Origin of the sequence: Winogradskyella thalassocola, assembly GCF_900099995.1 — a bacterium.
Lineage (GTDB): Bacteria > Bacteroidota > Bacteroidia > Flavobacteriales > Flavobacteriaceae > Winogradskyella > Winogradskyella thalassocola.
The window spans coordinates 509,778-536,501 of record NZ_FNCZ01000001.1 but is presented as its reverse complement, the minus strand read 5'-3'; the positions used below and the strand labels follow the sequence as shown (position 1 = coordinate 536,501).

Here is a 26,724-nt window from a genome sequence, read left to right as displayed (position 1 = left end):
GATGTCAGGATCAAGAGCGGCCATACGATATGCTAAAGCGGTTTTAAGCTTAGCAACAGATCAAAAATCTGCTGAAGCGGTAAATAGTGATATGAAATCAATCACTAACGCTATCGCTGAGAGTGAAGATTTAAATCAGATGCTTCAAAGTCCTGTTGTAAAATCTTCAGATAAAAAAGCGGTATTATTAGCAATATTCAAAAATGCGAATGTTACAACTACTAATTTATTCGATACTTTAATTACTAACAAAAGGTTACCTTTATTGAATGAAGTAGCTTCAAGTTATGTTAAGTTGTACGATGAGTTAAGAGGTAGCCAAGTAGCAACAGTTACTACTGCAATTGCACTTACTGAGGATTTAAAAACTAAAGTATTAGCTAAGGTTAAGGAGCTTACAGGAAAAGACGCGGAAGTAGAAAATATTATAGATGAAAGCATTTTAGGTGGTTTCATATTACGAGTAGGTGATATTCAGTATAATGCTAGTATCGCTAACAAACTCGAGAAATTAAAAAGAGAATTTACACTAAATTAAAAAATGTTATTCGGTCACTAAGCGAAGTCGAAGTGAACGTTTAATATCTAATATCTAAATAAAGATGGCAGAAGTAAAACCAGCTGAAATATCAGCAATCTTAAAACAACAACTTTCAGGTTTTGAAGCGGGTGCTTCATTAGACGAAGTAGGAACAGTATTAACTGTAGGTGATGGTATTGTACGTGCTTACGGATTAGCTAATACACAATATGGTGAATTAGTTGAATTTGAAGGTGGTGCAGAAGGTATCGTACTTAACCTTGAAGAAGATAATGTAGGTATTGTACTTTTAGGTACTTCAGTAGGTATTAAAGAAGGTTCTACAGTTAAACGTACGAAACGTATCGCATCTGTAAAAGTAGGTGAGGGTATAGTTGGACGTGTAGTAGATACTTTAGGTAACCCTATTGATGGTAAAGGACCAATTGCAGGTGAAACTTTTGAGATGCCTTTAGAGCGTAAAGCACCGGGTGTTATCTACAGAGAACCAGTAACTGAACCATTACAAACAGGTATTAAAGCTATTGATGCTATGATACCAGTTGGTAGAGGTCAACGTGAGTTGGTAATTGGTGACAGACAAACAGGTAAAACAGCAGTTTGTATTGATGCTATCTTAAATCAAAAAGAATTTTTCGATGCAGGTGAGCCTGTATATTGTATATATGTTGCTATTGGCCAAAAGGCTTCTACAGTAGCTTTAATTGCTAAGACTTTAGAAGAAAAAGGAGCTTTAGCTTACACCACAATAGTTGCTGCAAATGCATCAGATCCTGCTGCGATGCAAGTTTATGCGCCTTTTACAGGAGCATCTATTGGTGAGTATTTTAGAGATACTGGTAGACCAGCTTTAATTGTATTTGATGATTTATCAAAACAAGCTGTTGCTTACCGTGAGGTATCTTTATTATTAAGACGTCCTCCAGGACGTGAGGCATATCCTGGTGATGTATTTTATTTACACTCAAGATTATTAGAGCGTTCTGCAAAAATCATTAATAATGATGCTATTGCTAGAGAAATGAATGACCTTCCTGATGTTTTAAAACCTATGGTTAAAGGTGGTGGTTCATTAACAGCTTTACCAATTATTGAAACTCAAGCAGGTGACGTTTCAGCATATATCCCAACTAACGTAATTTCTATTACAGATGGTCAGATTTTCTTAGATGGTGATTTATTTAACTCTGGTGTTCGTCCGGCAATTAATGTAGGTATTTCTGTATCTCGTGTTGGTGGTAACGCTCAGATTAAATCAATGAAAAAGGTATCTGGTACATTAAAATTAGATCAAGCTCAGTATCGTGAATTAGAAGCGTTTGCTAAGTTTGGTTCAGATTTAGATGCTGTTACCTTAAATGTAATTAACAAAGGTAAGCGTAACGTTGAAATCTTAAAGCAGGCACAAAACGATCCTTTTAAAGTAGAAGATCAAGTTGCAATCATTTATGCTGGTTCTAAGAACTTATTAAAAGATGTTCCTGTAGAGAAAGTAAAAGAATTTGAACGTGATTATTTAGAGTTCTTAAATGCTAAGCATAGAGATACTCTAGATTTACTTAAAGCTGGTAAATTAACTGATGAGGTTATTGATACATTAACAAGTGTAGCAAAAGATCTTTCAGGTAAGTATAGATCATAAAGTTATAAGTTTAGAGTTATGAGTTAAAATTTAGCTTACTCATAATTCTAAATTTAAATTATTAAGCTAATGTCACTCTGAGCTTAGGCAAAGAGTCTTTATCATATAAAGATGGCGAATTTAAAGGAAATTAGAAACAGAATATCATCGGTATCCTCAACGATGCAGATTACTAGTGCCATGAAAATGGTATCTGCTGCTAAGTTAAAGAAAGCCCAAGATGCTATTACAGCAATGCGTCCTTATTCTAATAAGTTAACGGAATTGCTTCAGAGTTTAAGTGCAACATTAGATGCCGATTCTGGTAGTAAGTATGCAGAGCAACGCGAGGTAAAAAAAGTACTTATTGTTGCAGTAACTTCTAATAGAGGTTTGGCTGGTGCATTTAATTCTAATATCATTAAGCAGGTTACTAGACTTACTAATGACACTTATGCGACTAAAGATGTATCTTATATAGCTATTGGTAAGAAGGCGAATGACGCATTCAAAAAAACGAATAAAGTAATCGCGAACAAAAGTGATTTGTACGAAGACTTAACGTTTGATAATGTTTCTGAAATAGCGGAAATGTTAATGGATAAATTTGTTTCTGGCGAGTTTGATAAAATTGAAATTGTTTATAATCATTTTAGAAATGCAGCAACGCAAATTATAATGACAGAACAATTTTTACCAATTGTCCCTTTTGAAAGTGATGAAAACGTTAATTTAGATTATGTTTTTGAACCTTCTAAATTAGAAATCGTTGAAGAATTAATCCCTAAGTCATTAAAGACGCAATTATATAAAGGTATTAGAGATTCTTTCGCTTCTGAGCATGGTGCACGTATGACAGCAATGCACAAAGCAACAGATAATGCAACAGAGTTAAGAGATCAGCTTAAGTTGACTTACAACAAAGCAAGACAAGCGGCAATTACTAATGAGATTTTAGAGATTGTAGGTGGAGCTGAAGCTTTGAATAACTAAATAATATACTTAGTTTAAACTAAGAGTTTTAATATAAAACCTAACTATTAATAGTTAGGTTTTTTTATGTCTTAATGTTTCAAAAGTTAATAGGGGGTTTCTTAGTTTATAAGTCGATTGTAGTAAGATTTTTCTTTCTTTTTTGCGCCTAATAACTGATTAATATGGTTTTAGGGCGCTTAATTTGTATATTTTTATATATTGCAGTCCCAAACCTTAACCTACAATAAAATGAAACTACTAAGAAAGGCGACCTACGCCATTGTTTTAGCTGTTATGTTTTCGTTCACTTTTCAGTGTTCAAACTCAAAAGCTGCTGCTGCAACTACTACCCAATTTGAAGAATCCGCTACGTTTAAAGTTAAACCCGTTCTCTTTCAAGAATGGTATGCTGGAATTAAAGTTGGGGGTACCGGAATTAATATGTTTGTGCCTGTTGCAAATAAGAGCGATAATATCAAAATTGATAGTGTGTTCTTTAGAAACCTAAAAGGTAAACTCGTTCAAAAGAAGGATAAATATGTTGCAATTCTAAAAAGTGACTCTCCTTATTATACTTTTACAGTAGCCGAAAAATCAAATGACTATCCTTTTACGTTATCGGATGCAGAATGTGCTATTAGCTTTGTAGAAAATGGAGAAACAAAATACTTGAAAATAACTGATGTTAATGAAGTTTCAGGTACGTATTATGAAAACGGACCTCCTTCTCTAAATGATAAGACGGCATTAACTGTAGTTGCTTCTGCAAACGAAGACACAGAGCATTAAATTTTTTTTATATAGAATAGACTAAAGTCTTATCTATTTAGGTAAGACTTTTTTTATTGCCAAAAATTAGAGTAACATCTTACACTTTACTACTATGTTGATGCGTTCTAGTAATCACGGATACAAATAGCTCATCTTTTGATAATATTTCAATACTTTTGAGCTAAATAAACACCATTAAATTGAGCGGATTCAAATCACTTTTTAAACAAACATTTATTTATGGCTTAGCGACTGTGCTACCTAGAATGTTAAGTTTTATTTTAGTGCCACTTTATACCGATCCAGAAGTACTTTCTGTTGAAGAATATGGACGTATATCTTTTATATTCGCGTACTTCGTATTGTTTAATGTTGTGTTGGCTTATGGTATGGAAACCGCATTTTTTAGGTTTTTCAATAAAGAAGACAATCAAGACAAAGTAACAGGTACCTCTGCCATTTCCTTAATAATTAGCTCATTTGCGTTATTAGGAATTGCTTTTTTGTTTAGAGATCAAATTTCTGCACTCATAAATATAGAACTTAAGTATCTCAATTTAGTATTTATCATTTTACTGTTAGATGCTTTAGTTATCATTCCGTTTGCATGGTTACGGGCTACGGCTAAACCCATGCGATATGCTATTATTAAGATATTAAACGTTGCTGTTAATCTTGGGCTCAATGTCTTCCTGTTATTATACTTAAAGGATTTAGCTGAAGGTAATTCTGTTTTTGACTCTATTTATAAACCAGATTTCGAAACCAGTTACATCTTCATTTCTAATTTAATTGCAAGCGGGTTAACACTTCTAATATTACTTCCATTCTACGCTCAAATTAAATTGAAGTTCGATACTGTTTTATGGAAAAAAATGATGCGTTATGCTATGCCAGTGCTTATCGCAGGAATTGCATATTCGGTCAATGAAACCTTCGATCGAATTTTATTAGAAAAATTATTACCAGCCGATATTGCAGATGAACAGGTTGGTATGTACTCTGCATGTTATAAGCTAGCGTTATTTATGACCTTGTTTGCCACAGCCTTTCGTTTAGGAATAGAACCTTACTTCTTTAGTCATTCAAAATCCGATAACCCACAAAGGAATTATGCGAGAATCTTAGAGTATTTTGTAGCCTTTGGTTCTGTTATCTTTTTAACCGTGGTTGTTTTTGCAGATGTTTTAAAGCCGCTTATCATACGTAGTGAAGCTTATTACGAGGCCATGTGGATCGTTCCGTTTATACTCTTGGCTAACTTTTGTTTAGGGATTTATCATAACCTTTCAGTGTGGTATAAAATTACAGATCGGACGAAGTTTGGTGCTTACATTTCAATATTTGGCGCCATTACAACGCTATTATTAAATTATGTATTAATTCCTGTTATAGGTTTTAAAGGTTCAGCAATAGCGACACTTTCGGCTTATTTAATAATGATGTTGTTATCTTATTACTATGGAAGAAAATACTATCCAATTCCTTATGATCTGAAGAAAATAGTACTGTATTTGGGGCTTTCTACATTATTTTCTATGGTGTACTTCTATGTTTTTAGAGGGAATTATGTTATTGGAATTGGCGCATTAATCGTATTTTTAACCCTTGTTTTTCAGCTTGAAAAAAAAGAGTTGAAGCATTTATTAAAAAGAAATTAACCTGTTATCAGAACAGTGAATACTCTTAAATTTATGAAAATTAAAATAATCAATAAATCCAATCACGATTTACCACATTACGAAACCATTGCATCTGCTGGTATGGATTTACGCGCTAACTTATCGGAGTCTAGAATTTTAAAACCATTAGAACGTAGTATTGTTGGTACTGGTTTATATATAGAATTACCTGTGGGTATTGAAGCACAAGTAAGACCAAGAAGTGGGTTAGCTGCAAAACAAGGGATAACAGTATTAAACGCGCCAGGAACAATAGATGCCGATTATAGAGGAGAAATAGGTGTGATTTTAGTCAATCTTTCAAATGAAAATTTTGAGATTCAGAATGGTGAACGCATCGCACAATTAGTCATTGCAAAACATGAACGTGCAGAATGGGTGGACTCTATAGAATTAACTGAAACCGATAGAGGAGAAGGTGGTTTTGGAAGTACGGGAGTCTTATAGGGATTTCCTGCAAGGTTTTAAAAACCTTGTAGGTATATAACCTAAAAAACAAAGATTAGGTTGCAAAAATGACCTAAAAATAAAATTAAACAGATTTCCACTCGAGTGGAAACGAAAAACAAATTTTTCGATGAAAATAATAGTACCAATGGCAGGCCGAGGATCTCGCCTAAGACCACATAGTTTAACCGTACCAAAACCATTAATCCCTGTTGCAGGTCAACCTATAGTGCACCGTTTAGTTAAGGATATCGCTAAAGTTTTAAAGCAACCTATTGAAGAGATTGCGTTTGTTCTTGGTGATCAAGCATTTTTTGGAGATGATGTGGTAGATAGTTTAACAGAACTTGCTGAAGGTTTAGGCGCCAAAGCATCCATTTATAGACAAGATCAGCCCTTAGGAACTGGTCATGCTATAATGAGTGCTAAGCCTTCGTTATCTGGTCCTGCTGTGATTGCATATGCGGATACGTTGATTAGAGCTGAGTTTGATTTAGATCCGACAGCAGATAGTGTAATTTGGACAAAATGTGTTGCAAATCCTGAAGCCTACGGAGTTGTAAAACTAAATGACGACCAAAACATTGTTGAATTGGTTGAGAAACCTGAAACCTTTGTAAGTGATCAAGCTGTAATAGGCATCTACTATTTTAAAGATGTTGCGGTTTTAAAAGATAAATTACAAGAAGTTTTAGATGAAAATGTGATGAATGGAGGAGAATACCAAATCAATGATGGTATAAAACGCATGATGGCAGATGGCAAAATCTTTAAAACCGGAACCGTTGACGAGTGGATGGATTGCGGTAACAAAGCCGTGACTTTAGAAACTAATGCAAGAATGTTAGGCTTTTTAACAGCTGATAAGGAAGAGCAATTAGTTGATGCTTCTGTGGTTTTAGAAAATTCAACAATTATTGAACCTTGTTATATCGGAAAAGGAACGGTTTTAAGAAATACAACTGTTGGACCTCATGTATCAATAGGAAAAGATTGTGTTATTGAAAATTCAACCGTTAAAAATAGCTTAATACAAAATCAAACCACTATTAAAAACGCTAATTTAGACGAAGCTATGATTGGTAATCATGTGAAGTATAATGGCGAGTTTACTAAGATTAGTATTGGTGATTATACTATAATTGAGTAAAATTCCTGCGTAGGCAGGAATCTCATGATTTTTAGTTCAAATTTTATTTTGAACCTTATTTTTGGAATAACTTTTGAAAGATATCTATTAAATCAGGTAATAATGTATATCGTATTGTACACCATTATAATAAAACCCAATCAAGAACAAAAATTTATTGAAGCTTGGAAAGGGTTAACATCATTGATTTACAAATACGAAGGAAGTTTAGGGTCTCGATTACATAAAAAGGATACGTTAAACTTCTTTGCTTATGCACAATGGCCTGATAAAAATACGTTTGATAATGCTGGTGGAAATTTACCAGAAGACGCCAATCATTTTAGAGATACAATGAAGGCGTCTTGTGAAAAATTTGAAGTGTTAGAAAAATTTGAAATGATTGAAGACTTGTTAAAGCAACAACAAAGTGAATAGTAAGACTATTTTGATATTGGTTTTTCTCTTCGGAATGATAATCGTTCCGCAGACGACCTATGCCCAAGTCGATTTTAACAAACGACCAGATGATGATTTAGGTAATGTGGAAGATGAATTTCAAGAGCATTTCTTTGAAGCCTTAAAACAAAAAGGCATTGAAAATTATGATCGTGCTGTAGAGGCCCTTCAAAAATGTTTGAATCTCGATAGCAAAAAACCAGTCATCTATTTTGAACTCGGAAAAAACTACAATAAGCTTAAAAACTTTGGAGCAGCAGAAGAGAATTTAAAAAAAGCAATAAGCATGCAACCAGATAATGTTTGGTTTTTAGATGAGCTTTACGATGTGTATTTTCAACAAGATGACATTAAGAATGCCTTAAAGACCATTAAGCAATTGGTGAAATATCATCCAGATTATAAGGAAGATTTAGCAGCACTTTATGTAAGAGAAGAAAAGTACAAACTGGCTTTAGACTTATTAGATGAGTTAGATGCTGAATATGGTTTGAGTGAGTCTAGGGACGGGATGCGAAACGATATTTATAGTATCACAGGCAATGCAGATGATCGTATTGAAAACTTAGAACAACGTATTGCAAACAATCCGAGTAATGAGGATAATCACTTAAAACTCATTTATAGATATAGTCAAACTGGCGATCAAAAAAATGCTTATAAAGCGGCTCAGAATTTATTAAAAGTAAAGCCAGATTCTAAATTTGTGCATTTAGCGTTATATAAGTTTTACCTTCAAGATAATAAGGTGGATGATGCTATCGGTTCTGTAAAAACAGTTTTAACAAGTCCAGAGATAAATGCAGATGCTAAAGCCAAAGTCCTTAAAGATTTTGTGGCTTTTGTGGCTAAAAACCCTGAGTACGAAACGGATTTAATTGATATTACATCGCTTATAGATGGTAACAAAGACGCACAAACGCATAGCGATTTAGGTCAATATTATTTAAAGGCAGGAGACAAAGCTAAGGCGCTTTCAAACTTTAAAGAAGCTTTAAAACAAAGCCCTAATGACTTTAAATTAATAAAAGACGTCCTATTACTTCAATTAGATTTAAAAGATTACAATGCGGTTGTAACAGACAGTGAGCGCGCTTTAGAATTATATCCTGCACAACCTATTTTATATTTAGTAAATGCTGTGGCAAATAATAATTTGGGCGCACCTAAAAAGGCCATTGACAATTTAGAAATGGGATTAGATTTTTTAATAGATAACCCCAGTATGGAAGCTGATTTTTATTCCGAATTAAGCATTGCCTACAAAACCTTAAATAATATTAGTAAATCTGAAACGTTTGCTAAAAAGGCAAAAGCTTTAAAAGCCCAATAATTAATGAAGTTACCTCAAGGATATAAAAAATTGAAATTGACACTAAGTGTTATTTTAATAACATTTGCTTTCAGTTGTAATTCTACTAAGCGTGTTATAGCTTCAGGAGAAGCTAGTGATAAGATTACGGCAAAACAAGTGATTAAACAGCACCAAAAGAAAGACACTGACTTTAAAACTTTAAAGGCTAGAGTGAAAATCGATATTTCTCAAAATAACAGTTCACAAGGTGCTAGTTTTACGCTTAGAATAAAAAAGGATAAGGTTATTTGGTTAAGTGAGTCCATATTAGGCATGGCGCGTATGATGATTACGCCAGACAAAGTGAAGTTCTATAATAAACTAGATAATGAATATTTTGATGGAGACTATAAACTATTAAGTGATGTTGTAGGGATAGATCTCGATTTTATGAAAGTCCAAAATATCCTTTTAGGTCAAGCTATTTATGATCTTAATGATGAACCTTATCAGGTTTCGGTTAATAATAACTCGTATGCTGTAAGTCCAAAAGATCAAAATGCGTTGATAGAGTTGTTTTATTTAATTAACCCTTCGCATTTTAAGATGGATAGCCTGCAAATGCAACAAGCGTTGAAAAAAAGAATGCTTCAGGTAGATTATTCATCTTATCAACTAGTCGATACGCAAATTATTCCAGAAAATATAAGAATAATTGCGGTTGAAGATACTAGCGAAGTTGCTATTACCATGGAGTTTAAATCGGTATCTTTGAATGATGAAGTGCGTTTCCCATTTAATATTCCTTCAGGCTATAAAGAAATTGAAATCAAATAATGACTAAAAATCGGTTCTATATTATTTTAGTAATTGGGCTTTTAATGTCCAGTTTTTCACTTTTTGCTCAAAGCGACAAACAAAAAGAGTTAGAAGCTCAGCGTCAGCAAAAGTTAAGAGAGATTAAGCAAATTAATGCGTTATTATTTACCAAAAAGAAAGAGGAAAAATCAGCAATTACACTTATTGAAGACATTAATTATAAAGTTAACGTTAGAAAAAACTTAATCAGAATCACTAACGAACAAGCCAACTTATTGACTCGAGAAATCAATACGAATCAACAAGAAATTACGAGTTTAAGAACCCAATTACAAGAATTAAAAGACGACTATTCTGCGATGGTTGTAAAATCTTATAAAAGCAAGTCTGAACAAAGTAAAGTGATGTTTTTACTATCGTCGAGCAATTTTCAACAAGCTTATAAACGACTTCAATATATAAGGCAATACCGAGACTATCAGAAAGAGCAGGGTGAAGCCATAAAACTTAAAACAAAGGAATTACAAGAGTTAAATATTCAACTATCTAAACAAAAAGAAGATAAGCAAAAATTAGTTGAGGAAAATAGAATTGCCAAACGCGAACTTGAAGGAGAGCTAAAACAACGTGAGGTTTTAATGGCTTCCATTAAGTCTGATATGGGCAAATTTGCGTCTCAAATTAAACAAAAGAAGCAAGAAGCCGATCAATTAGATAAGGAAATCGACCGATTAATTGCAGAAGCGATTGCGGCATCGAATAAAGAAGTTGGTAAAAAATCATCAACCGGAAAATTTGTGTTAACACCTGAAGCAAAAAAACTAGCATCTAGTTTTGCGGCTAACAAAGGAAAGTTAGGTTGGCCAGTAACAAGAGGTGTTATTAAAGGAAAATTTGGTAAAACGCGTTCTTTAACGGATAGTTCAGTTGAAGTTAATCATTCTGGTGTAAAAATAGCAACAGAGAAAAATGCCGAAGTCAGAGCGGTTTTTAATGGAGTCGTATCTTCGATTCATGTTATGAAAAGAGGAAATCCAACGATCTTAATAAGGCATGGAGATTATTTAACGATTTACCATAACCTTGGAAAACTTTACGTAAAAAAAGGAGATAAAATTACAACAGGTCAAGTTATAGGTGAAGTGTTTAGTAATAAAATAACAGGAGAAACCCTTCTAGATTTTAGAATCTATAAAAATGATATAAAATTGAATCCAGAATCTTGGTTAGCCAGACAGTAAATTAAAGTACTACTCAAAAAGCGCCTTTAACTCAGTAGCTTCAGAAGGTTTCATTTTACCAGCTAAAAGTAAACTTAATTGCTTACGACGTAAAGCGGCATCAAAACGTTGGATTTCTAATTCAGTTTCAGGTACGAGCTCAGGGACTTTTACAGGTCGCCCCGTTTCATCTACTGCAACAAAGGTGTAAATTGCCTCATTAGCTTTAACACGGTCACCAGATTCTCTATCTTCAATCCAAACATCCATATACACTTCCATAGAAGACGAAAATGCACGAGATACTTTAGCTTCAATCATTACAACACTTCCTAATGGAATAGCTCTGTTAAAAGCCACGTGATTTACAGATGCTGTTACGACAATACGTCTAGAGTGTCGTCTAGCAGAAATACTAGCAGCTCTATCCATACGAGCTAATAGTTCGCCACCAAATAAGTTATTGATAGGATTAGTTTCGCTTGGCAATACCAAATCTGTAACAATGGTTTTAGATTGAAATGCGGTTCTAGATGCCATAGAATATTAAAATTTGTGCAAAGATAGAGCGAATTTAGGATGGAGGAGTATTATTATAAGTAAAAAGTAAAAAGTGAAAAAAAACCTAGTCAAAAACAGCTAGAGTCTAATCAGAGAATTATTACTTAAGTTTCTTAATCAACAACCACGCATCACGATTATGCTCCTTACGAATCTTGAAAAGTTCAGTTTGTGCTTCAGCTCTGGTTTCAAAACTTCCATAAACCACTTCATGCAGTCCATAACGGTTTGCACCAATTTGACGTGCTTTAAATCCTTGTGCTCTAAGTTGATTTACCTTCTTTTCAGAATTAGCTTCTACTCTAAATGCACCAGCAACAATGTGGTAATTACCACTTTGTTTTTCTACAGATAGTGTCGCAGCAGGTAATGGACTAATGATGAAAGTTGCTTCTTGCACTTTAGCATCGAGCTGCTCATTGGCTTGCTCTTGTGCTAATTGGTTGTGATTTTCAATTGTATTGTTGTAGTAAGTTACAGCGCCAAAGCCACCTAAACCTAAAAGTATAACAGCTGTTGCTGCATATTTTAACCAGTTACGGTTAGAACGTTTTTCTGGGGTTAATGTGATAGGTGCGGTCTCTTCAATAACTTCAACGGTTTCTTTATAAACTTCGCGCGTAATGTCCGAAGATGAAAAATGAGATAAACCGAAAGCATCAGTTAAGTAATTGATATGACTAGATGGATCAAATTGAATCTTTCCATCAGCATTTAAAACTAACTCACCAATATTTTTAAATTGAATAGTTTCCCCTTCAACCAAATACGATTTAATAGACTTTATCTGCTTAGAGATTTTATTTAAAGCTGTTGTATATGGTATTTTTTCAACCTCAGCGATATAATTAGCTAATAAGCCATCATTTTGTTGTAATTGCTCGTTAAAAGACAAAGCCTTTTTTGGAGGATAAAACGTATGTGTGGATTCGTGTATTTTTGCCGAAACACGACGTGTTAAGAAAGCTCCGAATTCTGGAACTGTAACACAATCGTAACGGTATAAAAGGTCGCTAATGTAAGTCTCTAACTGCATATTAAGGCAAAGTTAAAAATTTTTGTTTCTGAAAGAAGTGAAGTACCGTTTATTTATTAACATCAAATTGAATATTTTTCTATGTGTTTGATTTGCTAGGAATTCGTAATGCATTTTTTTTATGAAATAATATTATTTTTTTTAATTAGACTATATCAAATAGTAGCCATCACAATTTCTATTTAAGATGATTTCAAATCCATTCAGAATTAAATAATTATATTCGTGTATAGATGATTACTTTTCTTAAGTACTGAGTATTCAATGACAGATCAACAACTTATTTATGCTTTAGCCTTACAGCATGTTCCAAAAATTGGAGCTACAACTGCTAAAAAGCTTATCAATCATTGCGGATCTGCTGAAGCGGTTTTAAAAGAAAAGAAATCAAAGATTTTAAAAATTGATGGTATTGGATCAATAACCATTCAAGGTCTTTTTGATAAAATACATCTCGAAGAAGCCGAACAAGAATTAAGGTTTATTAAAGATAACAACATCATCTCCCATTATTTTGCAGAAGACACTTATCCAGAACGCTTAAAACATTGTATTGATGGCCCGATTGTATTATTCCAATCTGGAAATATTAATTTGAAGCAACAGCGCATTATAAGTATTGTTGGGGCTCGCAAAATTACCACAAGTGGAATCGCCTTTTGTGAAAAACTAGTTGAAGCCTTGTCTCCCTTTAACCCAATAATTGTTTCTGGTTTTGCTTACGGAACAGATATCACAGCCCAACGGGCTGCAGTAAAACACAATTTGCAAACCATAGGGTGTTTAGCCCATGGCCTTAACCAGATTTATCCTAAAGTGCACAAGAAGTACGTGGCAGATATTGAAAATCATGGTGGTTTTTACACTGATTTTTGGAGTTCGGATGCTTTTGATAGAAATAATTTTTTAAAACGAAACCGCATTATTGCAGGATTAAGCGAAGCAACTATCGTTATAGAATCTGCAGAAAAAGGAGGTAGTTTAGTTACTGCCGATATAGCAAATTCTTATAATAGAGAAGTTTTTGCTGTACCAGGAAGAACCACAGACAGCCAAAGTATAGGTTGTAATAATTTGATAAAATTTCAGAAAGCTCATTTATTATCCAATCCGTTAGATGTGCCTTATATGTTAAATTGGGAATTGGAATCAGATAAAAAACCAGCGGTGCAGCAACAACTATTTGTAGAGTTAGAACCCGATGAAAAAATCATATATAATTTTCTAAAAGAGCATAATAAAACAATGCTCGATGTTATTGCCTTACGATGCGAAATGCCAACTTATAAACTAGCTGGGCTTTTACTTAATATGGAATTAAAGGGAGTTGTAAGACCTTTACCAGGTAAGTTATTTGAAGCAATTTAGTTTTAGCAAAATTTTAGAAGTAATAGACTAATCTTAGATTATATGATAACATAATTATCACTTGTTATGTATTATTAACAAGAGACTTAATTTTTTTGCTAAAAATTAACTGATAATTTAGAAATAACCATAAAAATAGACGCTGAATACTTTATTTGTTTTTATTGTAAAATATTTTCTTTGTGTGAATTACGATTTGAAATAGTGTGTTTGAAAGGAAATTATCTGCAAATCAACTAATTTTTTTTAAATCTCATTTAAACTGTCTCATTTTTGCAGTGTTAAACCCAAATTTACGCTGAATAGATATGTATCACTAAACTTAGTTGTATCTATCGATTCAAAAGATTAATTATAAAAATAACCTATGAATCCAATTTTATCTTTCGTTTCATCTAAAAAAGCAATGACTACGTTTATGTTGTTGTTAAGCATGTCTTTTTATGCTCAAATAATTATTAGTGACGTTTTTCCTACTCGAGTTACTAAGAGCAGTGTAGTTACCTTAGTCGGTTCTGGATTTACAAACTCTTCAACTGTTTCCATTTATGGTATTAGTACTAGCTCAGTTTCAGCTACTCCAGATGGTACGGAGTTAAGTTTTGAAATCACTACTGATGGTACTAATGATATTTCTAATGTTATTTTAAAAGTAAACGGTAATAATGTCTATTTAGGTTCGAATGCCTCAGAAAATTTAGTAAAAATTGATTATGTAGGAGCTAAATTGAAACGTAATGATCGTAGTGATGGTTCTCAATCTTTTGAGCATGTAACCGAAATCTTTACTAATTGGAATCATAACGGACAAGGGTATTGGAGATCTTCTAGTTATGTTTATCGAGATAAGAGTACTTATCCAAACGATTACCATGAATTAATAGGTTTTACATATGATGGAGTAACGTATTCTACAGGAGTGGATAATGCTTTGCTTTCAACAATAAATGGTTTAAATATTAGTAATGAGGTTTTTAAAGCCTATTCTACAAATGGAATTACTGGGACCATTAACTCCGGAGCTAATTTTATAGCTACAGCTGATTTAGTAGATGGTGTTGTTAATGAAGGAACCGTTATTACATCTGATGATGTTGCCGATTTAACTGTTTTTCAAGTAATGATAGATGGGAAGAACGGTTTGGAATTAGGAACGGGGGTAACTAATTATAATCAAACAGCATCCATTCGTTTCTTTAGTGGAAACGGACAGGTTGGTGCTATTAATGATGGAATTCCAGATTTATTGATTACGCAAATTGCAGATTCTGGTAGTTGGGATACTTATTATTACGCAGATGATAGAGGAAATGTGATAGGGACACCTATAAAGTTGTTTTTGAATAATGGTCATAATAATCAAGGTCGATGGCAATTAGATCTTTATAAACTTCCTAGTGGAGCAGATATTAATACAGCAGTTCCGCAATCTAGAACTTATGATAAGAATGAGGATCGACTAATTAAATTAATTGCTCTTAATTTAGAGGATTTTGATTTAGATGCTTCTAATATAGATTCTGTAAAAAACATTAATTCAGTAGCGGGAGGTTCTGCAGACATGGCTTTTATTGCGTATAACCAATCTGCTTTTGATATAAAAGCACCTATTGCAGCACCATTATTACCTCAGTTTGTTTGTAAAGCAGATGGAACTACAGACATAACTTTTAACGTTAATGCAGGTATAGATGATGGATTTGGCGGCATAACAGATCCACCTGTTGGAGAAACGGATTTGGAATTAAAGTACAAATGGAGAAAATATAACTCAGAAATTAGTGATGAAACAAATGAGAGTTTTACTATTTCTGGTGTCAAATTAGAAGATTTAGCTACTTACAAGATTGAGATTTCTAACGATAATGGTGGGACTATAATATTGCCTGTTACTTTAAGTGAAGGAGGTACACCTTATTATTGGAATGGTACTGATTGGAGTTCTCCATATGGGGCAGTAGAAGAGAAAGAAAGAGGTTTAGTTTATACAGGTGATTACACTACGCAATCAGAAGATTTAGTAGGATGTGATTGCAGAGTAACGTCTGGGTCTAATGTTGTTATTCCTGAAGGCAAAACAATGCTAATTTATAACGAAATAACGGTAGAGCCAGAGGTCTTGGAGGTTAAGCAATTAGATGAATTTGGTAATGTTGAAAAAGACGTAGAAGGTAATGATATCATACTCGTGAATCATTTGCCTGCAGCTACCTTTACTTTAGAAGATGATGCGAGTCTAGTGCAGATTAATGATGTTGAAAATAGTGGAGAAATCACAGTGAAACGTACATTACGTGATGAAGAAGTCAAACAATATGATTATATTTATTGGTCATCTCCTGTAGAAGATTTTAATATTTCAGAAATTTCTAATACACCAACATATCAGTGGAATGTAAATGCTGGAAATAATGGCTCAGGTAATGGAGATTGGGAATCTGCATCTAATGCCATAATGACTCCTGGAGAGGGCTATATTGTTAGAGTCGCTAATAATCAAGTGAGTGGTTTTACAACTGAATTTTATGGTGCGCCTAATAATGGGCCATTTAGTATTGATGTTTATAAGTCTCCTAATTATTTGGCTATGAATTATCATGACAGCAGTTGGAACTTAATAGGAAACCCTTATCCTTCGGCTATCGATGCGGAAAAATTCTTAACAGCTAATTCCGATCTTGAAGGACGTGTAGATATTTGGACTCATGATACATATGTATTTGATACTGGGGCTACTAATCCATTTTATGATAACTTTGGAGTAAATTACGGAAACCAATACATTACTTATAATGCATTAGGGACTTCAACTCCATCAACGTTTAATGGCGATATTGCTTCAGGGCAAGCCTTTTTTGTAAGAGTTGATAATGCAGCACCAAATACAACTTCTGTGAATTTCACTAACGCTATGCGTCATAATAATTTTGTCTCTTATGACAATTCAGATTTTTTTAGAAACACTGAAGACACCGCTGTAGCTACCGAAAAACAATTAGTATGGTTAAGCTTATCTGATGAGAACAATGGTGCTATTAGTACATTAATAGGCTATGCAGAAGGAGCTACTGATGGAAAAGATAGACTTTATGATGCTTACACTAACAATGAAGGCTTTAATTTATATTCTCTAATCTCAGATGACGAAAAATTAGTGATACAAGGTCTTCCATTACCTTTTGTAAATTCTAATACAGTGCCTTTAGGTATGGAATTAGTTCAAAGTGGAATTTACAAAATTGCCATTGGTAAAGTAGAAGGAAGCTTATTTGAAGCACAAGAACAAGCTATTTACTTAGAGGATACATATACCGGTGTAATTCATAACTTAAGAACATCACCTTATACTTTTACAGGAGAAGCAGGTGTGTTTGATGATCGTTTTGTCTTACGATATACTCCTTCAATTACGCTTTCAGTAAATGAGATTTCTGCTTCAAATACTTTTGCTTACATTAGTGATGCTATGTTTTACGTAAAATCTTCAAAGGCTATAGAAACTGTTGAAGTGTTTGACATGAATGGTAAGCAAATAGTAAACTATACTGTTAAAGACAATACAAATTCTTTTAGTACACAATTTGCGTTCGCAAATGGCATCTACATCGCTAACATAAAGCTAGATAATGGTAGTGTGGTGACTAAAAAGCTTATAAATTAATATTCACAAACTCATTTTTTTATTTACAACTATTATAACTTTTTCAATCTTTAAGGCATGTCTACATGCCTTATAACTAAATCTTAATGTATGAACTTGAAAATTACTTTAAATTTTAAAATGCTCAAATCAATGAAGTGGATGGTTTTTGTAGTGTTATTAACAATTTCAAATGGCTTATTTGCACAATCAGAACTTGTTTCTGAAGTTTTTCCTTCGCGGATTACTACAAATTCTTTAATTACTGTACTAGGAACTGGCTTTACGGAGAGTACGGCGATTAACGTAAGTGGTATAAGTATAGAGAATTCTAGTATTACAATGGTAAGTGATACAGAAATGACATTTAAAATATCACATTCTGGGTCAGTGGACGTTTCAGGCGAGCTTATGTTAGGAGGTATCCCAACAGGAAAAAGCATAGAATATGTGAGTCCTACTGCAAAAACATTAAAAAATGGAGAGGAGAGTAACGTTACTAAAATAACTGAAATTTTCACAACTTATAATGGGTTCTGGAGATCTTCACAATGGAAAGCCGATCCAACTAATAATAGTTTGAAGCCAAATACAAGTCACGATTTATTAGCTTTTACGTATAATGGAGTTACATATTCAACAGGTGTTAATGATCAGTTGCTTACCGATAATGGTGTTGCGTTTAGTACACAGTTATTTTATGCTTATACTACTAATGGTGTTGATGGGATAACCAACCCAAACAATTATTTAGCGATGGCAGATATGATTGATGGTGCAGTAGGAGAGGGAACTGCAATAACATCTCCAGAAATTAGTGGAACTACAGTATACGATGCTATTATTGATGGTGTAAACGGACTAGATTTAGGAACAGGTGTTACAAATTTTAATGCGACTGCCGATGTTGAGTTTTACAGTAGTGGAGGGCAATTAGGTGCTTTAGAAGATGATATTCCAGATTTCTTAATTTCTCAGATCGCTGCAGCTGGTAGTACGGATATTTATTATTATGCAGATGCAGAAAAGAATGTTATAGGGAGACCTATAAAAATAACTATTAGAGAAGAAACTCAAAATGATGGAGATGCATTGTTGGCTAAATGGAGGCTTGATTTGTACAGCTTTTTACCCGGTGTTAATTATGGAATAGCAACACCTACAATAAGATCTTTTTCTAATAATGAAGAAAGACCATTACGTATGGTGGCATTTAAATTTGAGGATTTTCAAATTAACGACACTAATATTTCAGATATTAACAATATAAATATGGTTGCTGGTGGTACAGCTGATCTTGCTTTTCTAGCATATAATAGAGGTTCTTTCGATATAAAAACACCTGTAGTTACAGAATATCCATTAGCGAGATATGTATGTAATCTACCAAGTGATTCATATATTGCATTTTCGGCTGTAGCAGAAGTGTCTGGTGGTGCTACAGGTGCTCCTGAAGAAACATTATCGTACCAATGGTCTAAATACAATGAGCCAATTCCTGGTGCGAATAGTAATACATACACCATTCCTGGTAATATAGATGCAGAAAGCTTAGGAAACTATAAGTTAAGAGTCATTAATGCCTTTGGATCTGTTGTGGTTCCAGTGAGTTTATCAATTGGGGGAACTCCTGTTTATTGGAATGGCTCTGATTGGCAATTGCCTCCAGTGTATCAAAATGCAGGTATTGTTGTTGAGCCGCAAGATAGAGGTTTAGTATTTTCTTCTAATTATAATGCCGCAGGTGATATAGAAGGGTGTGATTGTTTAGTGCCTGCAGGTAGTAATGTAACAATAGCTTCTGGATCTACACTTAAACTTTATGGTGAAGTAACAGTTGAATCCGGAGCTTCATTAACCTTTAAAGATGGTGCTAGTTTAATTCAAACTAAGGTCGTGTCTAGTAACGAAAATAGTGGTTTAATTAAAGTAGAACGTAATGTTACAGATTTACATGATAATGATTATGTATTATGGTCATCTCCTGTAGTTGGTTTTAATGTATCTAATATTACAGCACCACATACAGTTAATGCTTATAACTGGAGTGTAAACACTGCTAATACTAATGGTGTTGCTGGTGATTGGATGCTTACAAGTGGTACAATGAATGCTGGTTTAGGATATGCTGTTAATGTACCAGCTGAATTTGTTTCAACAGGATTTACGGCTAGTTTTGTTGGGAAGCCAAATAATGGAGATATTTCTGTAGATGTATATAAATCAATAGGAAATCAGCCTAATGTTGAAGCTAGACATAGAAACCTTATTGGAAATCCATATCCTTCTGCAATTAGTGCAGATCAGTTATTAGCAGATAATACCTTATTAGAAGGTAATGTTAAAATATGGGCGCATAATACAGCAATACCAAATGCGACAACTCCTTTATCTAGTTCTGCTTACCAAGATTTAAGTTACAATTATGGTGAGCCGTATGTAAGTTATAACCTTACAGGAGCGAACCCTCCAGAAAGTACAAATGGTTTTATTGGTTCTGGTCAAGGATTTTTTGTTCAAGTTGATGATAGTGCTACTGAAGGTTCAGTAATATTTACAAACGCTATGCGTTCTGATGATGCGGACGTAGCGCATGATAATTCTGAATTTTATAGAGGAGCAAACAATGCTCAAGATTTAGAAAAGCATTTAGTTTGGTTAAGTTTAATTGATGCTACAGATGTTTCTGCAAGTACTTTAGTTGGTTATGTAGATGGAGCTACTTTAGGAAAAGATAGACTTTTTGATGCTTATTCTGATGACAACGCAATGCGTATCTATTCTATGGTGAATAATGAAGAAATGGTTATTCAAGGTCGTCCTTTACCATTTGAAAATGCCGATGTAGTGCCTTTAGGAGTTGAATTACCCGAAAACGGGATTTTTAAAATTGCTATTGGTGATTTAGATGGTAGTGTATTTGCGGATACTAGTGTAGGTATTTATCTTGAAGATACGGTTTTAAATACTGAACATGATTTAAGAACATCTCCATATGCTTTCTCTGGAGTACAAGGAAAAATTAATGATAGATTTAACTTACGTTATATAATGTCTTTATCAATTGATGACAACGAAATGTCTAACACTTTTGCTTACGTAAAAGATGGTGCATTAAATGTAAGATCTGGTTCTGTAATTAAAGACGTTAAAGTATATGATATCAACGGAAGACAAGTAGTTTCTTATGCGTCTAATGGACAGAATAATACTTTGAGTGAAAGCTTCCAGTTTTCTAAAGGAGTTTATTTTGCAACTATTACTTTAGAAGGTAATGTTACTGTAACTAAGAAAATTATAAATTAAGGATTAATTCAGGTAATCGCTAAACTAAAAAGACCTCTATTTAAATAATAGAGGTCTTTTTTATTTGAAATTTTTAAAAATTAAAATTGATTAATACCCAACCTTTTCTCTAACACGTTGTAAAACGTCATCAGCAACCAGCTTCGCTTTTGCAGCACCTTTAGCTAAAGCGGCATCAACTTCATCTAGATTACTCATATAGTAATGGTAGCGTTCTCTTTGTTCAGAAAAACGTTCTAATACTAATTCATATAAGGCTTGTTTGGCGTGACCATAACCGTAATTTCCACCTTCATAATTAGCTTTCATATTTGCAATTTGAGCATCAGAAGCTAATAAACAATAAATAGCAAAGCAATTACAAGTCGCCCAATCTTTTGGTTCTTCAAGAGGTGTGCTATCAGTTTCAATAGACATTATTTTTTTACGCAGTTGTTTTTCAGGTAAAAAGATATTGATAAAATTCCCTCTGCTCTTGCTCATTTTTTCTCCATCAGTTCCAGGAATAAGCATACCGTTTTCTAGAATTTTTCCTTCAGGTAATACAAAAGTTTCACCCATTTTGGCATGAAAACGAGACGCAACATCACGTGTCATTTCAATATGTTGTAATTGGTCTTTTCCAACCGGAATAATTTCAGCATCATACAATAAGATATCTGCAGCCATTAACATTGGGTAGGTAAACAATCCAGAATTCACATCCTCTAAACGGTCGGCTTTATCTTTAAATCCATGTGCTAAGGTTAAACGTTGGTAGGGAAAGAAACAACTTAAATACCAAGAGAGTTCTGTGACTTGTGGAATATCACTTTGTCTATAAAACACCGTTTTTTCAATATCTAATCCAAAAGCTAGCCAAGTTGCAGCTACAGAATAGGTGTGATTTCTCAATTCTTTTGCATCTTTAATTTGTGTTAATGTGTGCATATTCGCAATGAATAAATACGATTCATTATCACTTTTTTCAGATAGTTCAATTGCAGGCATAATTGCGCCTAAAATATTTCCTAAATGTGGTGTCCCTGTACTTTGTACTCCTGTTAGTATTCTTGCCATAACATTACCTGCGAAAGCAGGTATCTCTTTAAATTAAACTTATATAATAAGCAAAGGTAAATTTTTTAGTAGAACTATAAGAAGTCATTTAATTTAATTAACTAGTTTTGGTGCTATGGCATTTTTTAAATATCCATTTTGGCTTTTATATCGCATTTGGTTCTACATTTTAGTAGCTATTCCGATTATTATAATGTTTCCTCTGTTGATTATTTCTATCTCTAGAGAGGAATGGTATCGGTATTTTTTTAAGCTAGCGCGCATCTGGTCTAAGTTTATTTTAATAGGAATGGGCTTTGGATATAAAATTACAAGAGAAGAAACGCCTGATCCTGATAAAAGTTACATGTTTGTGGCCAATCACACCTCTATGGCGGATATTATGTTAATGTTGGTGGCTGTTAAAAACCCATTTGTGTTTGTAGGAAAACAAGAATTAGCTAAAATTCCACTATTTGGATTCTTTTATAAGCGTACCTGTATCTTAGTTGATAGAAGTAGTGCTAAAAGTAGGCAAGCCGTGTTTTTAAGAGCACAGCGACGTTTAAAACAAGGTGTTAGTATTTGTATTTTTCCAGAAGGAGGAGTGCCAGAAGAACATGTTTTGTTAGATGAATTTAAAGATGGAGCGTTTCGTTTGGCAATTAATCACCAAATACCTGTAGTTCCTATTGCTTTCTACGATAATAAAAAACGATTCTCATACACTTTTTTCAGTGGAAGTCCTGGTAAAATGAGAGCTAAAATTCTTCCTTTTTTACTAACAAATGGTTTGGAGACTGCAGATACAAAAGGATTAAATGAAAAAGCACGAACATTAATTTGGGACGAATTGACGCGTAGTCAAATCACAAAAAAAAGCTACTCTAACCAAAAGTAGCTTTTATCATCATTGCATTTTCATAGCGTATGCGTTGCAATAACCTAACCTAACCTAAAACTTATAACTTAATCCAGTGTATAAACCAATAAAGAAAGGTTTAAAATCACCTGTTGTATTATTGAAAGTATTTATTTGATATTTAAATGTTGGTTCAAGATTTATATTCCATTGTTTAGAAAGACTGTAATCCATACCTAAACCAAAGTTGGCACTAAAACTTGTATCATTAATATTGTTAGCTTCTCCAATAGAAGTTGTACTTCCGTTGATATCAGCATAAATTTCATTTTCACTTAAAAAGAACGTACTAAATCCGCCAATAACATTAATTCCGAATTTCGTATCTAATAATCTGTATTCTAATTCTAAAGGTATTTCTATAAACCCAAATCGCTGATCTATTTTACCAGCAATTTTTGTATTAAATAATTCTGGAGTAGAAGATCTATTCATCATTTTAGCACTCATAAGAGATACCTGTTGGTCTTCTGAGCTAAATGCTATATTATTAAATGAAGCATCTATACCTCTAGCTGCAGTTTCTGCACCTACAAAAGCAAAGACATCTGAGGTGGTTTGATTGAGGTTAACATGATTAACACCAGTCCTAATTTTTAGTTTTTTAGAAATAGCATAACTACCAGCAATACCATAGCTCATATTAACATCAGAGCTTTTAGAATTTTCATTAAATTGTTTATCTAAAGAAGAGCCTTGGCCTAAAGAATTAAAATAAACAGGCGCAACATTTGGTGCAATGCTCCACCTGCTTCGTTCATCTTCTTTTTCTTCTTCATCTATAGTTTCGTTATTTTCTGCGATAGCATTTTCAATGGTTTGTTGTTCTAGAGTTTCAATAATTGAATTCTCTGGTTCAGCTTCATTTGTTTTGCTGGTCTCTAAATTCGATGTCTCGGATTCTAGTTTTTTAGATCTTGTATTTTCTGCTACAGCAGTTTTAGTATCTTCAATACTCTTTTTAATAGCAGATTTTCTTTCTGTTTCAGATTCCAATTGTGTTTTGGAATCCGTTTTTAAATTAGACTTAGGCGTTTTAGTTTGATTTGCAACTTTCACATGAGTAGCCTTATCAGCAACTGAGGATGTATTTTTTTGCTTCTGAGTCGTATGTATTGTTTCTTTATTAGTGGTGTTAGCAACAGTATTCGATTTTCGATTCGAATTATTAGGTGTTGTTAATTGATTCGAAGGATTCGTTTTTTGAGACGTTGCATTTTCAGAATCGTTTACTTTCGATTTTTGTTCAGAGTCTAAGTTAGAATCAACAATCGTGGTCTTTTCATCTTTAACATTAAGGTCATTCTGATTCTTATGAGTCGAAGTATTATTAGGATTATTTTTCTCTAATTTATTTTCTACATCTTCAGTATTTACAATAGGAAATTCTTGAGAATTACCATCGTCTGAACTAAAAACAGTAACTCCAACAGTGAACAATAGTGCGATAGCAGCAGCTACTCCACCAATCTGCCACCAAAGTGCAATGACTCTGCGCTTTTTCTTTTTATTAGGAAGACTTTCGTTTATACGATCCCAAAGCGCATCATTAGGTGCCACTTCAAAATCTTTAAACTTTTCTTGAAAAAGTCGATCTATGTTTTTCTTATCACTCATTTTTATAAACTCTGCGAATTTGACCTCGCGTTGTAGGTTTCTATCTTTTCTTTTAAAATCAATCTAGCTCGCGCTAGATTAGATTTTGAGGTGCCTGTTGAAATTTGAATTAATTCACTAATTTCAACATGAGAATAGCCATCTAAAACATATAAATTAAATACCAATCTATATCTGTCTGGTAATTCTTGAATGATTTTTAATAAAAAATCAATACTCATATTATCATCATTGATATCTACAGAAACATCTTCAATATTGCCTTCATTAACAATATCATAGACTCCAACATCTTCTCTGTAGCGTTGCAATGATGTATTAATTGCAATGCGTTTTAGCCAACCTTCAAAAGAACCTTTATTATTATACTGCTCTATTTTATTAAAAATAGTTAAAAATGCATCATGCAGATTATCTTCTGCTTCTGCATAATTTTTAGAGTACTTAAGACAAAGCGAAAATAATTTACTTGCATATTGCTTGTATAATTGGCCTTGAGCTTGTACATCTTGTTTAATACAATTTTCTATGAGCTTGTCTAAACTCACATTAGTTAAGGGATTAATTAATAATTAGTCTAATACTTCGCTTTCTGAACTAGATCTCTGGCTTTGAACGGGTACTTCTGCTAAGTAGTACTGATCTTCACCTTCATCATCATGACCTTGGTAAAACTTAAAAAGATAAGTTTCTGTTCCGGTAACCATAAAATTTAAACTTACTGTAACCGATTCTAATTCTTCAACACAAGATGAATTTGAATACACCGAGTTAATTACAGCTACGGTGCGCTCATTTCCATTAATATCGTATAGAAAATTGTAGAATTGGTAACACGTTGACGGGCGATTATAAGTTATCATAATTTCATAACTTTCACCGTGAACAAAGTATTCTGGTATATCAATACTTTCTATTGGCATCACTTCTGTACCAACGTAGTTATTATCATTATCAATGCTACATGACGTAAGCGTTGAAACAAGAATAAAGACTAAAAGGGCATATCTTTTCATGTATTTCTATTTATATCTTTATTATGGATATATGTTTACGCCATAATTAAAAATAATCAATCTCACCCTATAGATGCAGAAAACGCAAAAGGGTTGCGTCTAAAATCAAAAAAATCCTGATTTTATTCAGGATTTTTTTTAAATTTCTATTTAGACTCTTTAATCAGCGTTCTAACTTTCGCTTCTAGTTCGTCCATAAGATCCGGATTATCTTTTATAATCATCTTCACGGCATCACGTCCTTGTCCAAGTTTGGTATCTCCGTAGCTAAACCAAGACCCACTCTTTTTAACGATTTCGTGTTCTACAGCTAGGTCTAATACTTCACCTACTTTAGAAATACCTTCTCCATACATAATATCAAATTCTGCCAATCTAAAAGGTGGAGCCACTTTATTTTTAACCACTTTAACTCTGGTTTTATTACCCATTACATTACTATCGCTATCTTTAATTTGTGTAGATCTTCTAATATCTAAACGTACAGAAGCGTAGAATTTTAAGGCATTACCACCAGTAGTCGTTTCTGGATTACCGAACATTACACCAATTTTTTCACGTAATTGGTTAATAAAGATTACTGTACAATTCGTTTTGCTAATTGAAGCTGTTAATTTTCTAAGTGCCTGAGACATTAAACGTGCATGTAAGCCCATTTTAGAATCTCCCATTTCACCTTCAATTTCACTCTTGGGTGTTAAGGCTGCAACAGAATCAATTACGACGATATCAATAGCACCAGATCTAATTAAGTTATCTGCAATCTCTAAAGCTTGCTCTCCATTATCTGGTTGAGAAATAATTAAATTATCAATATCTACTCCTAACTTTTCAGCATAGAAACGATCAAAAGCGTGCTCTGCATCAATAAATGCAGCAATACCACCTGCTTTCTGAGCTTCAGCAATAGCATGAAGTGTTAAGGTTGTTTTACCAGAAGATTCTGGTCCATATATTTCAATAACACGGCCTCTTGGATAGCCGCCAACGCCTAAAGCAATATCTAATCCTAATGAGCCAGAAGGTATAGCTTCAACATCTACAACAGCTTGATCACTCATTTTCATTACTGTCCCTTTTCCGTAAGCTTTGTCTAACTTATCTAAAGTTAATTTTAAAGCTTTTAATTTTGCATCTTTTTCGCTACTCATATGTTCTTTTTTTCTTAGAATTCTTCATTAAATAATTATTCAAAAATACCACTTATTTTAATTAATAACATTTCTCGTTTCAAATTACTACAAATGAAAGTGATGATTTTT

The 26,724-nt window shown here is 33.4% G+C and carries 22 protein-coding genes; 15 read left to right on the top strand and 7 right to left on the bottom strand.

Going from position 1 to position 26,724, the window contains the following annotated elements; translation table 11 throughout:
- Position 1 precedes the first annotated feature (1 nt).
- From atpH to BLT80_RS02190, 11 genes are all read left to right on the top strand, one after another.
- Positions 2 to 538, top strand: coding sequence for an ATP synthase F1 subunit delta (atpH, locus tag BLT80_RS02240; protein WP_092465956.1), 537 nt, complete (start codon positions 2 to 4; stop codon positions 536 to 538).
- A gap of 64 nt (positions 539 to 602) precedes the next feature.
- Positions 603 to 2,183 (top strand): F0F1 ATP synthase subunit alpha, encoded by a 1,581-nt coding sequence (gene atpA, locus BLT80_RS02235; RefSeq protein ID WP_092465955.1) that lies wholly within the window; start codon positions 603 to 605, stop codon positions 2,181 to 2,183.
- A gap of 111 nt (positions 2,184 to 2,294) precedes the next feature.
- Positions 2,295 to 3,155 carry an ATP synthase F1 subunit gamma gene (gene atpG / locus BLT80_RS02230; RefSeq protein ID WP_092465954.1) on the top strand — a complete coding sequence of 287 codons (861 nt, stop codon included), beginning with the start codon at positions 2,295 to 2,297 and terminating at the stop codon, positions 3,153 to 3,155.
- Between the two features lie 231 nt (positions 3,156 to 3,386).
- A complete protein-coding gene (locus BLT80_RS02225; RefSeq protein ID WP_092465953.1) occupies positions 3,387 to 3,926 on the top strand; it encodes a hypothetical protein in 540 nt (179 codons plus the stop codon).
- Between the two features lie 182 nt (positions 3,927 to 4,108).
- Positions 4,109 to 5,569 carry an oligosaccharide flippase family protein gene (locus tag BLT80_RS02220; RefSeq protein ID WP_092465952.1) on the top strand — a complete coding sequence of 487 codons (1,461 nt, stop codon included), beginning with the start codon at positions 4,109 to 4,111 and terminating at the stop codon, positions 5,567 to 5,569.
- A gap of 33 nt (positions 5,570 to 5,602) precedes the next feature.
- On the top strand, positions 5,603 to 6,037 hold the full coding sequence (gene dut / locus BLT80_RS02215; RefSeq protein WP_092465951.1) for a dUTP diphosphatase: 435 nt from the start codon (positions 5,603 to 5,605) through the stop codon (positions 6,035 to 6,037).
- Positions 6,038 to 6,167: 130 nt separating this feature from the next.
- Positions 6,168 to 7,187: a sugar phosphate nucleotidyltransferase gene (locus BLT80_RS02210; protein ID WP_092465950.1), complete on the top strand. Its 1,020-nt coding sequence runs from the start codon at positions 6,168 to 6,170 to the stop codon at positions 7,185 to 7,187.
- 102 nt (positions 7,188 to 7,289) lie between these two features.
- Positions 7,290 to 7,604 carry an antibiotic biosynthesis monooxygenase family protein gene (locus BLT80_RS02205; RefSeq protein WP_175455532.1) on the top strand — a complete coding sequence of 105 codons (315 nt, stop codon included), beginning with the start codon at positions 7,290 to 7,292 and terminating at the stop codon, positions 7,602 to 7,604.
- Positions 7,597 to 8,958, top strand: coding sequence for a tetratricopeptide repeat protein (locus BLT80_RS02200; RefSeq protein ID WP_245710071.1), 1,362 nt, complete (start codon positions 7,597 to 7,599; stop codon positions 8,956 to 8,958). Before BLT80_RS02205 ends, BLT80_RS02200 begins: the two co-directional genes overlap by 8 nt.
- 3 nt (positions 8,959 to 8,961) lie before the next feature.
- Positions 8,962 to 9,756 (top strand): lipoprotein insertase outer membrane protein LolB1, encoded by a 795-nt coding sequence (locus BLT80_RS02195; RefSeq protein WP_092465947.1) that lies wholly within the window; start codon positions 8,962 to 8,964, stop codon positions 9,754 to 9,756.
- 44 nt (positions 9,757 to 9,800) lie between these two features.
- Positions 9,801 to 10,979, top strand: a complete 1,179-nt coding sequence (locus BLT80_RS02190; protein WP_245710068.1) for a murein hydrolase activator EnvC family protein — start codon at positions 9,801 to 9,803, stop codon at positions 10,977 to 10,979.
- Between the two features lie 9 nt (positions 10,980 to 10,988).
- Here the strand turns inward: BLT80_RS02190 and BLT80_RS02185 are convergent, their stop codons facing one another.
- Complete coding sequence (locus BLT80_RS02185; RefSeq protein ID WP_092465945.1) at positions 10,989 to 11,498, bottom strand: acyl-CoA thioesterase; 510 nt, start codon at positions 11,496 to 11,498, stop codon at positions 10,989 to 10,991.
- Positions 11,499 to 11,619: 121 nt separating this feature from the next.
- The gene (locus BLT80_RS02180) at positions 11,620 to 12,555 is read right to left on the bottom strand and encodes an HU domain-containing protein (protein ID WP_092465944.1); all 936 of its coding nucleotides are present in this window, start codon (positions 12,553 to 12,555) and stop codon (positions 11,620 to 11,622) included.
- Between the two features lie 264 nt (positions 12,556 to 12,819).
- Here BLT80_RS02180 and dprA point away from each other — a divergent pair, with 264 nt between their 5' ends.
- From dprA to BLT80_RS02165, 3 genes are all read left to right on the top strand, one after another.
- Positions 12,820 to 13,923 carry a DNA-processing protein DprA gene (dprA, locus tag BLT80_RS02175; protein WP_092465943.1) on the top strand — a complete coding sequence of 368 codons (1,104 nt, stop codon included), beginning with the start codon at positions 12,820 to 12,822 and terminating at the stop codon, positions 13,921 to 13,923.
- Positions 13,924 to 14,290: 367 nt separating this feature from the next.
- The gene (locus BLT80_RS02170) at positions 14,291 to 17,584 is read left to right on the top strand and encodes a T9SS type A sorting domain-containing protein (RefSeq protein WP_092465942.1); all 3,294 of its coding nucleotides are present in this window, start codon (positions 14,291 to 14,293) and stop codon (positions 17,582 to 17,584) included.
- 132 nt (positions 17,585 to 17,716) lie between these two features.
- Positions 17,717 to 20,869, top strand: a complete 3,153-nt coding sequence (locus tag BLT80_RS02165; RefSeq protein ID WP_175455531.1) for a T9SS type A sorting domain-containing protein — start codon at positions 17,717 to 17,719, stop codon at positions 20,867 to 20,869.
- Positions 20,870 to 20,959: 90 nt separating this feature from the next.
- Here the strand turns inward: BLT80_RS02165 and trpS are convergent, their stop codons facing one another.
- A complete protein-coding gene (trpS, locus tag BLT80_RS02160) occupies positions 20,960 to 21,928 on the bottom strand; it encodes a tryptophan--tRNA ligase (protein ID WP_092465940.1) in 969 nt (322 codons plus the stop codon).
- 115 nt (positions 21,929 to 22,043) lie between these two features.
- Here trpS and BLT80_RS02155 point away from each other — a divergent pair, with 115 nt between their 5' ends.
- A complete protein-coding gene (locus BLT80_RS02155) occupies positions 22,044 to 22,808 on the top strand; it encodes a lysophospholipid acyltransferase family protein (protein WP_092465939.1) in 765 nt (254 codons plus the stop codon).
- Between the two features lie 54 nt (positions 22,809 to 22,862).
- Here the strand turns inward: BLT80_RS02155 and BLT80_RS02150 are convergent, their stop codons facing one another.
- From BLT80_RS02150 to recA, 4 genes are all read right to left on the bottom strand, one after another.
- Positions 22,863 to 24,446 (bottom strand): hypothetical protein, encoded by a 1,584-nt coding sequence (locus BLT80_RS02150; RefSeq protein WP_092465938.1) that lies wholly within the window; start codon positions 24,444 to 24,446, stop codon positions 22,863 to 22,865.
- Positions 24,447 to 24,448: 2 nt separating this feature from the next.
- Positions 24,449 to 24,994 carry an RNA polymerase sigma factor gene (locus tag BLT80_RS02145; protein ID WP_092465937.1) on the bottom strand — a complete coding sequence of 182 codons (546 nt, stop codon included), beginning with the start codon at positions 24,992 to 24,994 and terminating at the stop codon, positions 24,449 to 24,451.
- Positions 24,995 to 25,018: 24 nt separating this feature from the next.
- On the bottom strand, positions 25,019 to 25,462 hold the full coding sequence (locus BLT80_RS02140) for a hypothetical protein (RefSeq protein WP_092465936.1): 444 nt from the start codon (positions 25,460 to 25,462) through the stop codon (positions 25,019 to 25,021).
- A gap of 146 nt (positions 25,463 to 25,608) precedes the next feature.
- Positions 25,609 to 26,613, bottom strand: coding sequence for a recombinase RecA (recA, locus tag BLT80_RS02135; protein ID WP_040757350.1), 1,005 nt, complete (start codon positions 26,611 to 26,613; stop codon positions 25,609 to 25,611).
- Positions 26,614 to 26,724: the final 111 nt, after the last annotated feature.

Bases quoted from the DNA above. Each gene is read 5' to 3' on its own strand.
- atpA (WP_092465955.1), top strand. From the start codon at position 603: ATGGCAGAAGTAAAACCAGCTGAAATATCAGCAATCTTAAAACAACAA.
- BLT80_RS02185 (WP_092465945.1), bottom strand. From the start codon at position 11,498: ATGGCATCTAGAACCGCATTTCAATCTAAAACCATTGTTACAGATTTG.
- BLT80_RS02155 (WP_092465939.1), top strand. From the start codon at position 22,044: ATGGCATTTTTTAAATATCCATTTTGGCTTTTATATCGCATTTGGTTC.
- recA (WP_040757350.1), bottom strand. From the start codon at position 26,613: ATGAGTAGCGAAAAAGATGCAAAATTAAAAGCTTTAAAATTAACTTTA.
- trpS (WP_092465940.1), bottom strand. From the start codon at position 21,928: ATGGCAAGAATACTAACAGGAGTACAAAGTACAGGGACACCACATTTA.
- BLT80_RS02150 (WP_092465938.1), bottom strand. From the start codon at position 24,446: ATGAGTGATAAGAAAAACATAGATCGACTTTTTCAAGAAAAGTTTAAA.
- BLT80_RS02195 (WP_092465947.1), top strand. From the start codon at position 8,962: ATGAAGTTACCTCAAGGATATAAAAAATTGAAATTGACACTAAGTGTT.
- atpH (WP_092465956.1), top strand. From the start codon at position 2: ATGTCAGGATCAAGAGCGGCCATACGATATGCTAAAGCGGTTTTAAGC.
- BLT80_RS02210 (WP_092465950.1), top strand. From the start codon at position 6,168: ATGAAAATAATAGTACCAATGGCAGGCCGAGGATCTCGCCTAAGACCA.
- BLT80_RS02170 (WP_092465942.1), top strand. From the start codon at position 14,291: ATGAATCCAATTTTATCTTTCGTTTCATCTAAAAAAGCAATGACTACG.
- BLT80_RS02165 (WP_175455531.1), top strand. From the start codon at position 17,717: ATGAAGTGGATGGTTTTTGTAGTGTTATTAACAATTTCAAATGGCTTA.
- dut (WP_092465951.1), top strand. From the start codon at position 5,603: ATGAAAATTAAAATAATCAATAAATCCAATCACGATTTACCACATTAC.
- BLT80_RS02205 (WP_175455532.1), top strand. From the start codon at position 7,290: ATGTATATCGTATTGTACACCATTATAATAAAACCCAATCAAGAACAA.
- BLT80_RS02180 (WP_092465944.1), bottom strand. From the start codon at position 12,555: ATGCAGTTAGAGACTTACATTAGCGACCTTTTATACCGTTACGATTGT.
- BLT80_RS02225 (WP_092465953.1), top strand. From the start codon at position 3,387: ATGAAACTACTAAGAAAGGCGACCTACGCCATTGTTTTAGCTGTTATG.
- BLT80_RS02190 (WP_245710068.1), top strand. From the start codon at position 9,801: ATGTCCAGTTTTTCACTTTTTGCTCAAAGCGACAAACAAAAAGAGTTA.
- BLT80_RS02140 (WP_092465936.1), bottom strand. From the start codon at position 25,462: ATGAAAAGATATGCCCTTTTAGTCTTTATTCTTGTTTCAACGCTTACG.
- dprA (WP_092465943.1), top strand. From the start codon at position 12,820: ATGACAGATCAACAACTTATTTATGCTTTAGCCTTACAGCATGTTCCA.
- atpG (WP_092465954.1), top strand. From the start codon at position 2,295: ATGGCGAATTTAAAGGAAATTAGAAACAGAATATCATCGGTATCCTCA.